Below are 13,768 nucleotides of genomic sequence, written 5' to 3' on the forward strand. Positions count from 1 at the left end.
GGTGTCGCGGGTATCGGCTCGTACAGCCTACGGGACCGTAGGTTGCTCCGACAGGTTTCGAGTAGGTCTCGAACTGGGAATCGCCTGAGAACTTATCGGCCCACGGCTGCGCCACCACGGGATTCGTGAAGGAAATCCGGAGGTAACGAGAGGCCGGTACCTCGACAGAATCGGAAGGCGGGTCCCTCCCGTTACACACCTGCGACGAACGGGGACCCGGCGCGCGCCGGGGCTGCCGGGTCGGCCTGCGCGTGTCGGTCACGGTGTGGTGTCGGTTCGATCCTCGACGAAGTCACGAAAGCGCCGCGCGGGTTCCGTGAGGGGTCGGCTCAGCGCCCACACCATCCCCACCTCCCGGACCGCGTCGACACCGCGGATCGGGACCACGACCACACCCGCGGCCTCCGGGTCGGCCTCCCGGATCGGCACCAGCGCCACACCGAGCCCCGCCGACACCAGCCCCGTGGCCGTCGCGAGCTCGCTGGCCTCGAGGACGATCCGGGGTTCGAATCCGGCACGCTCGGCCGCTTCGTCGAGCAGGCGCCGCATGCCGTAGTTCGGATGCATCGCGATGAACGGTTCGCCCGCGGCGTCCCGGAGGTCGATGTCGGGACGATCCGCGAGCGGATGCCCGGCAGGCACCGCCAGTGCCAACTGCTGGTGGTCGAGCAGCAGCCAGCCCAGGCCGGGTGTGCGCGGCCTCGGGGAGACGGCCGCGAGATCGCTGTGCCCCGCGAGCACCCGGTCGGCGAGATGGCCCGACGCGTCCTGGTGCAGCGCGAAGCGGACGCGGGGCGCGGTGTGGTGGAACCCCCGGATGAGGGTGGGGACCAGCCAGGAACCGAGGGAGTGCAGGAAATCGAGGCGGACGGTTCCCTCGGTGGCACTGGTCAGCTCGGCGATGCGCGACTCGGCCGCGTCGAGTTCGTCGAGACCTCGGCGGGCGTGCTCGAAGAGCAGTGCGCCGTGTGCGTTGAGGGTGAGCCGTCGGCCGTGCCGATCGAAGAGTTGGACGCCCATCTGCTGCTCGAGGGTGGCGAGGCGGCGCGACAGCGTGGGCTGGGCGATACCGAGGACGTCCGCGGCCGCCGTCACCTGCCCCTCGTCCGCGAGGACGACGAACCAGCGGAGACCGTCGCTGAGCATATGCAATTTCTACATGAAGCAGCCGAGTTTTGCGCATTTTACTGATGAGCGGAGGCGGATCAGGATGGCTCGCGGAGGTATCCATGTCACTCGTCACCCACATCGCCGTGCGCTCGGACACCGAGCCGTACCGCCGTGGTTCCGCCGGCTACACCCGCATCACGCTCGCGTTGTTCCTGGCAGGTGTCGCGGCGTTCGTGTCCATGTACTCGGTGCAGGCGCTCCTGCCCGCCCTGGCCGACGACTACGGCGTGGGGCCGGCGGGCGCGGCGCTGACGCTGTCGGTCACCACAGGCATTCTGGCTCTGGTCATCGTGCCCGCGAGCGCGCTGTCCGAGCGGTTCGGCCGCACTCGCGTGATGGTCGTCTCCGCGGTCGCGTCCTGCACGATCGGGCTGCTGCTGCCACTGAGCCCGACCCTGGAGATCCTGATCGCCGGGCGGGCGTTGCAGGGCGCCACCCTCGCCGGGATTCCCGCGGTGGCGATGGCCTACCTGGCCGAGGAGGTGGACGGTGGCGACCTCGGTGCCGCGATGGGTCGATACGTCGCGGGCACCACCATCGGCGGCCTGCTCGGCCGGATGATCCCCACCACCCTGCTCGACGTCACCACCTGGCGCTGGGCGATGCAGGCCGGCGCGGTCGCGGCGCTGCTGGCCGCGGTCGTGATGATGCGGGTGATGCCCGCCTCGAGACGGTTCCGCCCACAGTCGGTGGGACTGCGCGTGGTGGCGGGGAACATCGCCGAGCACCTCCGGGACCGGCGCCTGCGAATCCTGTTCGCCCTGGCCTTCATCCTGATGGGCGGCTTCGTGTCCGCCTACAACTATCTCGGCTTCCGGCTGCTGGGGGAGCCCTTCCGACTGGCGCCCGCGGTGGTCGCGTTGGTCTTCCTCATCTATCTCGCAGGAACCGTGACGTCGTCCGTCGCGGGTGTGCTCGCCGACCGTCTCGGCAGGCGGTGGGTGCTGCCCGCGGCGATCACCTGCAGCGCCGTGGGCATCGCGGCCACGCTGGTGGACTCGGTGCCCTGGGTGCTGACGGGGATGGTGCTGTTCACCGCCGGGTTCTTCGCGGCGCACTCGGTCGCGAGCGGATGGGTGGGGTCGGTCGCCACACGGCACCGGGCCGAGGCATCCGCGTTGTACCTGTTTGCGTACTACCTCGGATCGAGCCTCGTCGGCGCGGGGGTGGGCGTCGCGTACGCGGCATGGGGATGGCCCGGCGCGGTCGGGTGCATCGGGGCGTTGCTCGCCGTGGGGCTGGCGCTCGCAGCCCGGCTGACGGTTCTCTCTCGGCTGCGATAGGTGTCAGCGGCTGTGCTGCGGTGCAGGCTGCTCGTCCCGGTTCATCATCAGGCCGAAGATCCCGACGGCTGCGACGATCGCTCCCGCGACAATCGCGACCACCGCGGCGGTCGTCGTGCCCGACGGGAACGCCATGGCCAGCGGGGTGAGCAGGAGGGCCGCGCCCAGGACCACCAGGCCCCAGTGCGCCGTCCGGGACTCCGTCGTCATCGCCCACAGTCCGGCCGAGTAGGCGACCATGCCGAGGATCAGGATGGTCGCGGTGATCTGCTCGTCGCCCTGGACGGGCACCCACAGACTCAGCAGGACCAGGGCGACTCCGGTGGCGACGACGAGTATGTCCCTGCGGACCTCTCGGGTGTGCGAGGGGCTTCTGGCCTCCGCATACGCGGCGGCATTCGCGTCGGCGGCGTTCACGGTCATGACGGCCTCCCGGGGTAGGACCTCAGGAATCCATTCTGATCCCGCCGTGAACGCGCTGTCGACCCGCTTTACCGGATCGTGCGCGTCGCGTTGTGTCGGTGGATCGTCAGGCAGGCAGGGCGCGGAGCCGGGCGAGGGTGCGTTCCATGCTGGCGCGCATCTGATCCGTGCTCGGTGCGGAGAGGCTGGTTGCGAGATGGCCGCGGCACAGGTCCTCGACGGTGTCGAAGCCGCCGGGAAGTCCCGCATGGCTGTTCACGATCGTGCGCACCAGGCGTCCGAGGCCAGCTGCCTGGGACGGTGTGAGCGGCGAGAAATCCTCGTTCTGCAGCGTGCGGAAGGTGGTGTGACCGAGATCGACGTCCGTGGACCGTGTGGTCGCAGATTCGACGATGCGCTCGCCGGGGCAGGTACGGGACAGCCTCGTCAGGTGTCGGGTCGATTGGGTCGCGACGTGGGGAATTCTCATCTCCACTCACCGCCTTTCGGTCCTGTTCAACGGGCTCGTGCGCTGCGCGGAGGCGTGGTTCGACCACGAAAGCTGTTGATTTGTAATCTAGTTGGCCGTTTTGCTTCGACCGCCGCCCTCCTAGTGGTATCAGACCTGCGGCCGTACCGATATTCCAGTCGTCGGATTTGGGTAAAGCGTTACTCAGTTGAGTCCGGGAATCGGCGCTGCAGCGGCGCGGCGCCTTCGTCGGACCGAGGGTGAAAAGTGCTGGTTGTCATGCCTTTTCGGGAGAGAGTCGAGTAGGTGACAGCCCTGTCGGAACGTGTACGAAAGGTGACGAGCGACACACTTGCCGGCAACCTCGGGGTTAACAAAAACGCTCCACCGGACAGGTGCCGGTGGAGCGCGTGGTGCCCCCTCTCGGGCTCGAACCGAGGACCTGCGGATTAAAAGTCCGTAGCTCTACCAACTGAGCTAAAGGGGCAGTGGTGCAGGAGTCTAGTGCGCCCCCGCGTGGCGTCACCACAGGACCCCGCCCGCGTCGGCCGGGGCGAATCGCGCCGCCCAGCGAGCCGGGTTCGCTGCAATCGGGGATCCCTCGGGTCAGGATTGGGTCCGAGGATCAGGAGGCTCCGATGGACTCGACCGGTACGGCGGGCGTGCACGTCTCGTGCGCGATCCGTAATCGGCTGTACGTCGACGGGGTGCTGGTCGGCAGCGACCTGCCGCTCGACGAGCTCGCGTCTCATCGCTCCGAGGAGAACGCGCTGATCTGGGTGGATCTCCTCGCCCCGTCGGTGTCGGACGTCGTTGCGCTGTCGCCGTTGATCGGGGGTGAGGTGGAACTGCATCCACTCGCGATAGAGGGGGTGCTCTCGGGTCGGCAGCGGCCCCGCCTGGTCCGGTTTCGCGATCACAGCCTGTTACACACCCGGTCGGCGCGGTACGACTCGGCGACCGACCGGCTCGAGGGCACGGACCTGTCGATCTTCGTGCTCGCTCGCGCACTGATCACCGTTCGGGGCGACGACCGGTTCGCGCTCGAGCCGGTCCTGGACGAGTGGGACGACAACGCGGACCTGCTGACGCACGGTGCCGGGTTCCTGTTGCACACCGTGCTCGACGCGCTGGTGGACGGCTACTTCGAAGTGATCGACGAACTCGACGATCGGATCCAGACGCTCGAGGACGACCTGCTGCTGGGGGCGGGTCCGAAGAACGCGGTCCAACTCCGGAGTTTCGTGCTGCGCAAGGCGGTGGCGCACCTGGGTCGGGTGGTGCTACCGATGAACGAGGTGTTCAGTGCTCTGCTGCGGCAGGGCTCGCACGTTGTCGTCGGCGACCTGGTGCCGTACTACCAGGACGTCTACGACCACACGCTGCGGGCGACCGAGCGAATCGACGGGATGCGCGACACCATCGAGTCGATTCTCGCGACACACCTTGCGATGCAGGGAAATTCGCTCAACGAGACGATGAAGAAGTTGACGGCCTGGGCCGCGATCATTGCGATTCCGACGGGCGTCACCGGCTATTTCGGGCAGAACATCCCGTTTCCCGGTTTCGGTGACCCGCTCGGATTCTGGCTCAGTGCGGCGTTGCTGTTGGGGCTCGGCTTCGGGCTGTACTGGAGTTTCAAGCGGCGGGACTGGCTCTAGAGAAGCTGCCCGGGGGAACGAGATGAACTCGGGTGCGCACCCCCTGCGGCGCACCCGAGTTCCCGGAAGCGTACCACCTGGTGTGTTCTACCGGGCCGCGACCTTACTCGAGGGTAAGAACTATAACATTTCGACTTCGGCGCGCGCGCACACAAATCCCCGCGGCCGGGGTTAGTGTTGGTCGAGGTCTTCTGTGGCCTGTCGGGGCGGACGGACACGACTTGCAGGTTTCGGAGGCGAGACAAGCTCATATGGCACGTCAACAGGAACGAGCGCGGCGGACCCGTGCGGCGATCGTCGAGGCAGCCGCCGTCGAGTTCGCGCGCCGCGGATATGCCGCGGCCTCGGTGAACACGATCCTCGAGGGTTCGCACGCGACCAAGGGTGCGATGTACTTCCACTTCGAGTCGAAGGAAGATCTTGCTCGCGCCGTTCTGGCGGCGGCGCTCGAGAAATACACCGAAGCGATGGACCGCTGGAAGCGGGTCGATGCGGACCCGTTCCAGGTGCTGCACTCGATCGTCGTCGAGATGGCCGACCGTTTCGTGTCCGATGTGATCGTTCAGGCGGAGTTCCGTCTCATCGTCGAGCCCGAGTTCTACCCCGACGTCCGCTCCGGCGGCACGCAGGTCTGGGGTCGCACCGCATTCGACTTGCTCGCCCGCGCCGAGCGGGAGGGGCTGCTGCGCCCCGGCGCGGACGTCGCGGTGTTCGGTCGCGTGCTCGCGGCGACGCTGGCCGGCCATGCGCACATGATCGACCTGACTGCTCTGACCACAGGTTCGACCGGGCTGCGCGAGCGGTACGAGGAGGGCCTCGAAGTCCTGCTCACGGCTATGGCGTCCGAGAGTTGGCTGGAGACGTGGCGGCGGGACGGTTGGCAGGACCTCACTCCGCTCGCGCTCGCAGCTGCGGAGGAGATCGCTGCCGAGAAGGCGGAAGACGAGGCAAAAACAAGCGATGACCAGTCGATTTGAGTTCTGGGAATGAGTTGTCCTAAGCTATGCGAGCTCCCAACGGAACAGCCGTTGAGGGTACCGGCCGGAGCAATCCGGTGGGCCCCCTTCGTCTAGCGGCCTAGGACGCCGCCCTTTCAAGGCGGTAGCGCGGGTTCGAATCCCGTAGGGGGTACAGATTTGGGGAGTAGCAGGTTCGCCTGCTAGGTTTCAGGTCGATGAGACGCGAGAGTGTCTCGGAGCAAGGCCCTGTGGCGCAGTTGGTTAGCGCGCCGCCCTGTCACGGCGGAGGTCGCGGGTTCGAGTCCCGTCAGGGTCGCTCTTGTGTGTGAGAGTGATTGTCACACCGAGTGATTGGCATTCGGTTCGGGTGCTGTCCGGCCAGGTAGCTCAGTTGGTACGAGCGTCCGCCTGAAAAGCGGAAGGTCGCCGGTTCGATCCCGGCCCTGGCCACCACGATCGATCACAATCCCCTCCTCGTCCGAGGTGGGGATTTCTGATTGTCGTCAATGCAAGGCCCTGTGGCGCAGTTGGTTAGCGCGCCGCCCTGTCACGGCGGAGGTCGCGGGTTCGAGTCCCGTCAGGGTCGCCATCGTGCGAGTCGACTTGCACGGGAAATGCCCACCTCGTCACGAGGTGGGCATTTTCTGTTCCGAGGCACTGAGCGACTCGGTCAACCGCCGCACCTCGTGCCGCAACTCCTCGATCTGATGCGCCGTCGCCGCCTGCTTGGCGGCGTCCTCCTCCGCCACCTGCTCGACGATCCACGACGCGATCGTCGCGGTGACCACACCGATCAGGCTGATTCCCCCGATCATCAGTGCTGCCGCGATGAGGCGTCCGGTGGTGGTCACGGGTGAGTAGTCCCCGTAGCCGACCGTCGTGACCGTCGTCATCGACCACCACAGTGCCTCGCCGAACGTTTTCACGCTCGAATCCGGATGGTCGCGCTCGGCCTCGAGCATCGCCAGCGACGCCACGTACAGCAGCAGCGTCGAGGTGCAGATCGTGTAGATGAGCACCTTGCCGCGGATCGCACCGCCGATCGCACGCTGCATGACCGTCACCATCGCCACGAGGCGCAGAAGGCGAAGCGGACGAATCGCGGGCAGCACCACGACCAGGAACTCCAGCAGGTGGTGAAAGAACCAGTGCAGGCGCCGCTCCGCGAGGACCAGCCGGGCCACGTAGTCGACGACGAACAGGACCCACGATCCGGTGATCACGGCCTCGCAGACCGTGTGCCAGTTCGGGGTGAGTGTCAGCAGAACCTGGCAGCTGTACGCGATGAGGAACAGGAAGGCGATTCCGGCCATCGGCCACTCGGTTCGCCGCTCCCACGTCTGCTGGTCGACCATTCGGGACACCCTAGTGCCCGACATGGCCGAAGGGGCCCCCCGTGCGCTTCGGCGCAACGAAGGGCCCCTTCGGCCATGTGGTGACGGTGGTGGATCAGAGGTCGAATCGGTCGTTGTTCATGACCTTCACCCACGCCGCGACGAAGTCCGCCGCGAACTTGTCCTTGGCGTCGTCGGAGGCGTAGACCTCGGCGAGCGACCGCAGTACCGAGTTCGACCCGAACACCAGGTCGGCACCCGTGGCCGTCCACTTGGCCGCACCGGTCGTGCGGTCGGTGCCCTCGTACACGTTCTCGGCGGACTCGGACGCCTTCCACGCCGTACCCATGTCGAGCAGGTTCACGAAGAAGTCGTTCGTGAGCGTGCCCGGCTTGTCGGTGAAGACGCCGTGCGCGGTGTCGCCGACGTTCGCGCCGAGTGCACGCAGTCCGCCGACGAGCACGGTCATCTCCGGAGCCGTCAGGTTCAGCATGTAGGCCCGGTCCACCAGCAGCTTCTCCGCCGGGATCTTCTCGCCGGCGCGGAGGTAGTTGCGGAATCCGTCGGCACGCGGCTCGAGGAAACCGAACGACTCGACGTCGGTGTCCTCCTGGGAGGCATCCGTGCGACCCGCTGCGAACGGCACGGTGATGTCGTGGCCGGCGTCCTTCGCCGCCTTCTCGACACCCGCCGAACCCGCCAGCACGACGAGGTCCGCGAGCGAGATCTTCTTGCCGCCGGTCTCGAAGTCCGACCGGACGCGCTCGAGGGTGCCCAGCACGTCGGCCAGTTCGGCAGGCTGGTTTACCTCCCAGTCCTTCTGCGGGGCAAGCCGGATGCGGCCGCCGTTCGCGCCGCCGCGCATGTCCGTGCCGCGGAAGCTGGCGGCAGCCGCCCAGGCGGTGGACACCAACTGCGCCACGGACAGACCGGATTCGAGAACCTTCGCCTTCAGCGCGGCGATGTCGGCGTCGTCGACGAGCGGGTGGTCGACGGCGGGAACCGGGTCCTGCCACAGCTGCGGTTCCGCGACCCAGGGGCCGAGGTAGCGCGAGACGGGGCCCATGTCGCGGTGCAGGAGTTTGTACCAGGCCTTGGCGAACGCCTCGCTGAGTTCCTCGGGATGCTCGAGCCAGCGTCGGGTGATCTTCTCGTACGTGGGATCCACCCGCATCGACACGTCGGTGACGAGCATCGTTGGGGCGCGTCCCGGCCCGCCGAAGGGGTCGGGAACGGTACCGGCGCCCGCGCCGTCCTTCGCCGTGTACTGCCAGGCCCCGGCGGGGCTCTTGGTCAGTTCCCACTCGTAGCCGTAGAGCGTCTCCAGGAACGTGTTGTCCCACTTGGTCGGGGTGGGCGTCCACACCACCTCGAGCCCGCTGGTGATGGCGTCCTTCCCGACGCCGGTGCCGTACGAGCTGTGCCAGCCGAGGCCCTGCGCTTCGAGCGGACACCCTTCTGGCTCGGGGCCCACCAGGTCGGCGTCGCCGGCCCCGTGGGTCTTGCCGAAGGTGTGGCCGCCGACGATCAGTGCGGCGGTCTCCTCGTCGTTCATCGCCATCCGCGCGAAGGTCTCGCGGATGTCGCGGGCTGCGGCGACGGGATCCGGTTGGCCGTTGGGGCCTTCCGGGTTGACGTAGATCAGGCCCATCTGGACTGCGCCGAGCGGGTTCGCGAGGTCGCGCTCGCCGCTGTAGCGCTCGTCTCCCAGCCAGGTGTCCTCCGGGCCCCAGTACATCTCCTCCGGTTCCCAGATGTCCTCGCGGCCGAACCCGAAGCCGAAGGTGGGCAGGCCCATGTGCTCGATGGCGCAATCGCCCGCGAACACGAGCAGGTCCGCCCAGGAGATCTTCTGGCCGTACTTCTGCTTCACCGGCCACAACAGGCGGCGGGCCTTGTCGAGGCTGGCGTTGTCGGGCCAGCTGTTGAGCGGGGCGAAGCGCTGCGCGCCCTCGCCGCCGCCGCCGCGACCGTCGAGGGTGCGGTAGGTGCCGGCCGAATGCCAGCTCATCCGGATGAAGAGCGGGCCGTAGTGGCCGTAGTCGGCGGGCCACCAGTCCTGCGAGTTCGTCATCACCTCGAAGACGTCACGCTTGAGTGCCTCGACGTCGAGCTTGGCGAATTCCTCGGAGTAGACGAAGTCGGCGGCCAGCGGGCTCGACTTGGGTCCGTTCTTGTCCAGGACCGACACGTCCACCTGGTCGGGCCACCAGTCCCTGTTCGTCAACGGGCGGTGCGCCTGCGGGGTGGGGGAGGGGATTACCGGGTTTTCGCTTTCTGACACTTCGCACTTCCTTCCGGATACCGGTGAATCGGGCTGTTGTCACGGGTCGAGCGGAGGTGGTGATGACGAGCACGTGGGGCACAAGCCCCAGTAGATGACCTCGGCTTCGTCGACGTCGAAGCCGTTGTCGTCCGAGGCGGTCAGGCAGGGTGCCTCACCGACCGAGCAGTCGACGTCCGCGATGGTCCCGCAGGACCGGCAGACGACGTGATGGTGGTTGTCGCCGACTCGTGACTCGTAGCGGGCGACGAATCCCGCGGGCTGGATCCGGCGGACGAGCTGTGCCGCGGTCAGCGCGTGCAGGACGTCGTACACGGCCTGGCGGGAGACGTCGGGGAGTTCGAGGCGGACGGCTGTGTAGATCGACTCGGTGTCCGCGTGCGGCAGGGCGTGTACGGCGCCCATCACGGCGACCCGGGGCCGGGTTGCCCGGAGAGCCGCCGCGCGCAGTTGGCCTGCGTAATCCGGTGTCGGGGACACGTGGACAATATTGCCCCTACTTTGGAACGAGTCAAGACTCGACGGTCGGCGTTTTGTGGATTCCGTCCAAACGCATGCACGTAATCGACTTTGACAATAGTTTTCATTACCGATGATAGTCGTCGCATGACCGCAACTCTTCGGGTCGTCGCCCCGGCGATCGCCCTCGCGACCCTGCTGACCGGCTGTGCCGGTTCCACCGACGCCACCCCCGCCGACGAGTCGACCGCTGCGCCGGTCACTCCGACAGAGGTGTCGAAGGCGGCGCCGCGTCTCGCCGTCACCCACGACGGCGGCGTGACCGTCCTCGACGCGTCGACCTTCGAGCAGGTGGCCGAGTTCGACCTCGACGGCTTCGCTCGACTCAATGCGGCGGGCGACGGCCGCCACGTCCTGATCTCTGCCGGGTCACAGTTCCGGGTCCTGGACACGGGCGCATGGTCCGAGCCGCACGGCGACCATGCCCACCACTACACCGCAGCGCCGGCACTCGCCGACTGGTCCTTCGACGCAGAGAAGCCCGGGCACGTCGTCCGGCACGCCGACGTGACCACGCTCTTCGCCGACGGCACCGGTCAGGTGCAGACCTTCGATCCGCACGGGCTGTCGGAGGGGAAGCCGGAGACGACGATCCATCGGACGCCCGAGGCGCATCACGGTGTCGCGGTCGACCTGCCCGACGGCGGGATGGTCACGACGATCGGCAACTCGGAATCGCGTAGCGGCGTCGTCGTTCTCGACGCCGACCGCCACGAGGTCGCTCGCAACGAGGAGTGCCCGGGGGTGCACGGCGAAGCCGCGGCCGCCGACGAGGTCCTCGTGTTCGGCTGCCAGGACGGCGTTCTCGTGGTCCGCGACGGCGTGATCACGAAGATCCAGAGTCCGGACGTGTACGGCCGGATCGGCAACCAGTCGGGCAGCGAGGTGTCGCCGATCGTGTTGGGGGACTACAAGACCGACAAGGACGCGGAGCTCGAGCGGCCGCAGCGCGTGATGCTCGTCGACACCGTCGCGAACCGGCTCACCCCGGTGGATCTCGGGACCAGCTACTCGTTCCGCTCCCTCGGTCGGGGCCCGCAGGGTGAGGCGCTCGTGCTCGGAACCGACGGCGCGCTGCACGTGATCGACCCCGTCGCTGCGACGGTGACGCGGAAGATCGCCGTCGTCGATCCGTGGACCGAGCCGCTGGAGTGGCAGGACCCGCGTCCGACGCTGGTCGTCTCGGGTGACACCGCGTATGTGACCGAGCCGGCCACCGGGGAACTGCACGCCGTCGATCTGGCCACCGGTGCCGTGACCGCGACCGCGCAGCTCGAGCACACGCCCAACGAGATCACCGCCGCCGCCTGACGTACGCATGCCCGACGGCATGAACGGTTCCGTTCACTCGGTCGGATCGACTGAACGGAACCGTTCATGCCACTGTGCGACGGCGGGGAAACGGCTGTGGCCCGGACTCGTGACGAGTCCGGGCCACACCGCTGTCCGGCGTCGGATCATGTGTCAGCCGACGGGTGCCCAGCTGTCGGGGCCGAAGACCTCGTAGTGGATGGAGTCCGCCGGGACCTGGCGGCCGATGAGGGTGTCGCGGATGGAATGCATGAACGGCAGCGGGCCGCAGAGGTAGACGCGGGTGCCGTCGGCGATCTCGATCTTCGACAGGTCGGCGCGGCCGAGGTGCAGGGTGTCCTGCTCGGTCAGGTCGGCCAGGTCCTCGTACCAGCGGTGCATCGTCGCGGACGGGATGCGCTCCACCAGCTCGCTGAGCTCTGCGCGGTGGGCGTGATGGGCGGGCGACCGGTCGGCGTGCAGGACCGCGACGTTCCGCTCGTCACCGGTCTGCGCGAGGTGGTTGAGCATGCCGATCATCGGCGTGCATCCGATGCCCGCGGAGATGAGCAGCAGCGGGGCGTCGCCCTCGTCGAGGACCAGATCGCCGAACGGCAGGGACGCCTGCAGGGTGTCGCCCTCGGTGACGTTCGCGTGCAGGAAGTTCGAGACCTCGCCCGCGGGAGCCGCGGCCAGGGACGGAACGGCCTTCACGGTGATCTGCCACTCGGCCGCGCCGGGAGCGCCCACGAGGCTGTACTGCCGGATCTGGCGGGCGCCGTCGGGCAGGGTGACCGCGACCGAGATGTACTGCCCGGGAAGGTGCTTCGGCAGCGGCTCCCCTGTCGTCGAGGCGAGGACGAAGGACACGGTCTCGGGGGACTGGGTGACCTTGCGGGCGACGGTGACCTCGCGCCACACCTGGCCGTCCTCGACGCCGGAGTCCTCGTAGAGCTTGTGCTCGGCGGCGATGAGGGCGTTGGCCATCAGCCAGTACACCTCGTCCCACGCCGCCGCGACCTCGGGGGTGACGGCCTCGCCGAGAACCTCGACGATCGCCGCGAACAGGTGGGTGTGGACGATCGGGTAGCTGTCGGCCGTGATACCCAGCGACGCATGCTTGTTCGCGATGCGGGACATGATCGCGTCGGTGGCGTGCGGGTTGTCGCCGACGAGCATGGTGGCGTAGGCGGCGACCGCGCCGGCGAGGGCCTTCTGCTGCTCGCCCTGCTTCTGGTTGCCACGGTTGAAGAGATCGCGCTCGAGCTCGGGGTGCGCGGCGAACAGCTTCTTGTAGAAGAGCGGAGTGATGTCGCCGATGGCCCCGCCGACTGCGGGAAGGGTGGCGATGATGACTTCCTTGGACGCTGCTGAAAGGCTCATGGACCGAAGCTATTTAATTTGCATTTCAGATGCAAGATACTGTGATTCAGGCCACTTGCCGGCTGCGATTCCCTCAGATCCACGCCGCCAGGCGACGTCGGCTGGTAAAGGTGCGCGGCTCTCCGGAGATCGGGTCGACGAAGCTCAGTGACCGCGCCAGCAACTGCAGCGGATTCGAATAGTCCTCCGGCGCAACGTCGTGCAGCGTCGGATAGAAGCTGTCGCCGACGATGGGGATGCCGAGCGAATTCAGGTGCACGCGGAGCTGGTGCATCTTTCCGGTCCGGGGGAGCAGGCGGTATCGGGCGAGCCGGTCCCGGGCCTCGATCAACTCGATCAGGGTCTCCGCATTGGGTTCCCCCGCGACTTCGACGCAGCGCAGTTCCCCGTCCGGCTTCACGATCCGGCTCCGCACTGTCGTCGGCATCGTCAGGCGCGGGTCGAATCCCGCGACCGCCTCGTACTCCTTGACGACGGACCGTTGCGCGAACAATTCCTGGTACGCCCGACGTACTCGGGGCCTGATCGTGAACAGCAGCACCCCGGCCGTCACCCGGTCGAGGCGGTGCGCGGGTGTCAGCTCCGGCAGGTCCAGATCTCGCCGCAAGCGGACGAGCGCCGACTCGACGACGTGCCTGCCGCGCGGCGTGCTCGCCAGGAAGTGGGGCTTGTCCACGACCAACAGGTCCTCGTCGCGGTGCAGGACGTCCACCTCGAACGGCACCCGCGGCTCCCACGGCGGGTCCCGGTACAGGTAGACGAACATGTGTGCCCGGCAGGGGGTTTCGGGCGTGATCGGCACTCCGTCGCCGTCGACGACCTCACCTGCCACAACCTTCTCCCGCAGGCGGTCGGCGTCGTCGGGGAACCGGTCGACGAGGTGTTCGAGCACCGTGGCGTCGACGCTGTCCGCGGGCAGCCGCAACCTCGTCGGATTGAGGCCGTCACGCACGGGCAACGGGGCGGAAGGCACGGGCCAACGGTAGGCGTCGGGGCTCCACAGGGCGAATTCGC

At 67.7% G+C, this 13,768-nt stretch carries 12 protein-coding genes and 5 tRNA genes; 8 read left to right on the forward strand and 9 right to left on the reverse strand.

Annotated features, from left to right (window positions below):
- Positions 1-258 precede the first annotated feature (258 nt).
- Entirely contained in the window at positions 259-1,146 is an 888-nt protein-coding gene (locus ACFSJG_RS00245) for a LysR family transcriptional regulator (protein WP_378483194.1), read from the reverse strand.
- Positions 1,147-1,229: 83 nt separating this feature from the next.
- Here ACFSJG_RS00245 and ACFSJG_RS00250 point away from each other — a divergent pair, with 83 nt between their 5' ends.
- Complete coding sequence (locus ACFSJG_RS00250; RefSeq protein WP_378483195.1) at positions 1,230-2,453, forward strand: MFS transporter; 1,224 nt, start codon at positions 1,230-1,232, stop codon at positions 2,451-2,453.
- A gap of 3 nt (positions 2,454-2,456) precedes the next feature.
- On the opposite strand, the gene ACFSJG_RS00255 is transcribed toward ACFSJG_RS00250, so the two are convergent.
- The 3 genes from ACFSJG_RS00255 to ACFSJG_RS00265 all read right to left on the reverse strand — a co-directional run bounded on the left by ACFSJG_RS00255 (position 2,457) and on the right by ACFSJG_RS00265 (position 3,811).
- Positions 2,457-2,876 (reverse strand): SPW repeat domain-containing protein, encoded by a 420-nt coding sequence (locus ACFSJG_RS00255; RefSeq protein ID WP_378483196.1) that lies wholly within the window; start codon positions 2,874-2,876, stop codon positions 2,457-2,459.
- 106 nt (positions 2,877-2,982) lie between these two features.
- The gene (locus ACFSJG_RS00260; RefSeq protein ID WP_378483197.1) at positions 2,983-3,345 is read right to left on the reverse strand and encodes a hypothetical protein; all 363 of its coding nucleotides are present in this window, start codon (positions 3,343-3,345) and stop codon (positions 2,983-2,985) included.
- Between the two features lie 390 nt (positions 3,346-3,735).
- Positions 3,736-3,811, reverse strand: a tRNA-Lys gene (locus ACFSJG_RS00265).
- A 151-nt stretch (positions 3,812-3,962) separates the two neighbouring features.
- Here ACFSJG_RS00265 and ACFSJG_RS00270 point away from each other — a divergent pair.
- The 6 genes from ACFSJG_RS00270 (at position 3,963) to ACFSJG_RS00295 (ending at position 6,533) form a co-directional block, all read left to right on the forward strand.
- The gene (locus tag ACFSJG_RS00270; protein WP_378483198.1) at positions 3,963-4,985 is read left to right on the forward strand and encodes a magnesium transporter CorA family protein; all 1,023 of its coding nucleotides are present in this window, start codon (positions 3,963-3,965) and stop codon (positions 4,983-4,985) included.
- 251 nt (positions 4,986-5,236) lie between these two features.
- Positions 5,237-5,962: a TetR family transcriptional regulator gene (locus ACFSJG_RS00275; RefSeq protein ID WP_378483199.1), complete on the forward strand. Its 726-nt coding sequence runs from the start codon at positions 5,237-5,239 to the stop codon at positions 5,960-5,962.
- An 81-nt stretch (positions 5,963-6,043) separates the two neighbouring features.
- Positions 6,044-6,116: transfer RNA gene (locus tag ACFSJG_RS00280), tRNA-Glu, on the forward strand.
- Between the two features lie 70 nt (positions 6,117-6,186).
- A tRNA-Asp gene (locus ACFSJG_RS00285) sits at positions 6,187-6,260 on the forward strand.
- Positions 6,261-6,320: 60 nt separating this feature from the next.
- Positions 6,321-6,397, forward strand: a tRNA-Phe gene (locus ACFSJG_RS00290).
- A gap of 59 nt (positions 6,398-6,456) precedes the next feature.
- Positions 6,457-6,533 (forward strand) — tRNA-Asp (locus ACFSJG_RS00295).
- Between the two features lie 37 nt (positions 6,534-6,570).
- Here the strand turns inward: ACFSJG_RS00295 and ACFSJG_RS00300 are convergent.
- The 3 genes from ACFSJG_RS00300 to ACFSJG_RS00310 form a co-directional block, all read right to left on the reverse strand.
- A complete protein-coding gene (locus ACFSJG_RS00300) occupies positions 6,571-7,299 on the reverse strand; it encodes a potassium channel family protein (RefSeq protein ID WP_378483200.1) in 729 nt (242 codons plus the stop codon).
- A gap of 94 nt (positions 7,300-7,393) precedes the next feature.
- A complete protein-coding gene (gene katG, locus ACFSJG_RS00305; RefSeq protein WP_378483201.1) occupies positions 7,394-9,562 on the reverse strand; it encodes a catalase/peroxidase HPI in 2,169 nt (722 codons plus the stop codon).
- 39 nt (positions 9,563-9,601) lie between these two features.
- Positions 9,602-10,042, reverse strand: a complete 441-nt coding sequence (locus ACFSJG_RS00310; RefSeq protein ID WP_378483202.1) for a Fur family transcriptional regulator — start codon at positions 10,040-10,042, stop codon at positions 9,602-9,604.
- 126 nt (positions 10,043-10,168) lie between these two features.
- Here ACFSJG_RS00310 and aztD point away from each other — a divergent pair, with 126 nt between their 5' ends.
- Positions 10,169-11,392, forward strand: coding sequence for a zinc metallochaperone AztD (gene aztD, locus ACFSJG_RS00315; protein ID WP_378483203.1), 1,224 nt, complete (start codon positions 10,169-10,171; stop codon positions 11,390-11,392).
- Between the two features lie 153 nt (positions 11,393-11,545).
- Here the strand turns inward: aztD and ACFSJG_RS00320 are convergent, their stop codons facing one another.
- Both ACFSJG_RS00320 and ACFSJG_RS00325 read right to left on the reverse strand, forming a co-directional pair.
- A complete protein-coding gene (locus ACFSJG_RS00320; protein WP_378483204.1) occupies positions 11,546-12,754 on the reverse strand; it encodes a globin domain-containing protein in 1,209 nt (402 codons plus the stop codon).
- Between the two features lie 73 nt (positions 12,755-12,827).
- Complete coding sequence (locus tag ACFSJG_RS00325) at positions 12,828-13,727, reverse strand: RluA family pseudouridine synthase (RefSeq protein WP_378483205.1); 900 nt, start codon at positions 13,725-13,727, stop codon at positions 12,828-12,830.
- Positions 13,728-13,768 lie beyond the last annotated feature (41 nt).

It is taken from the genome of Rhodococcus gannanensis (assembly GCF_042681175.1).
GTDB lineage: Bacteria > Actinomycetota > Actinomycetes > Mycobacteriales > Mycobacteriaceae > Rhodococcus_G > Rhodococcus_G gannanensis.

Excerpts from the sequence above, each read along its gene's own strand:
- ACFSJG_RS00245 (WP_378483194.1), bottom strand. The coding sequence starts at position 1,146 with ATGCTCAGCGACGGTCTCCGCTGGTTCGTCGTCCTCGCGGACGAGGGG.
- ACFSJG_RS00250 (WP_378483195.1), top strand. The coding sequence starts at position 1,230 with ATGTCACTCGTCACCCACATCGCCGTGCGCTCGGACACCGAGCCGTAC.
- ACFSJG_RS00255 (WP_378483196.1), bottom strand. The coding sequence starts at position 2,876 with ATGACCGTGAACGCCGCCGACGCGAATGCCGCCGCGTATGCGGAGGCC.
- ACFSJG_RS00260 (WP_378483197.1), bottom strand. The coding sequence starts at position 3,345 with ATGAGAATTCCCCACGTCGCGACCCAATCGACCCGACACCTGACGAGG.
- ACFSJG_RS00270 (WP_378483198.1), top strand. The coding sequence starts at position 3,963 with ATGGACTCGACCGGTACGGCGGGCGTGCACGTCTCGTGCGCGATCCGT.
- ACFSJG_RS00275 (WP_378483199.1), top strand. The coding sequence starts at position 5,237 with ATGGCACGTCAACAGGAACGAGCGCGGCGGACCCGTGCGGCGATCGTC.
- ACFSJG_RS00300 (WP_378483200.1), bottom strand. The coding sequence starts at position 7,299 with ATGGTCGACCAGCAGACGTGGGAGCGGCGAACCGAGTGGCCGATGGCC.
- aztD (WP_378483203.1), top strand. The coding sequence starts at position 10,169 with ATGACCGCAACTCTTCGGGTCGTCGCCCCGGCGATCGCCCTCGCGACC.
- ACFSJG_RS00320 (WP_378483204.1), bottom strand. The coding sequence starts at position 12,754 with ATGAGCCTTTCAGCAGCGTCCAAGGAAGTCATCATCGCCACCCTTCCC.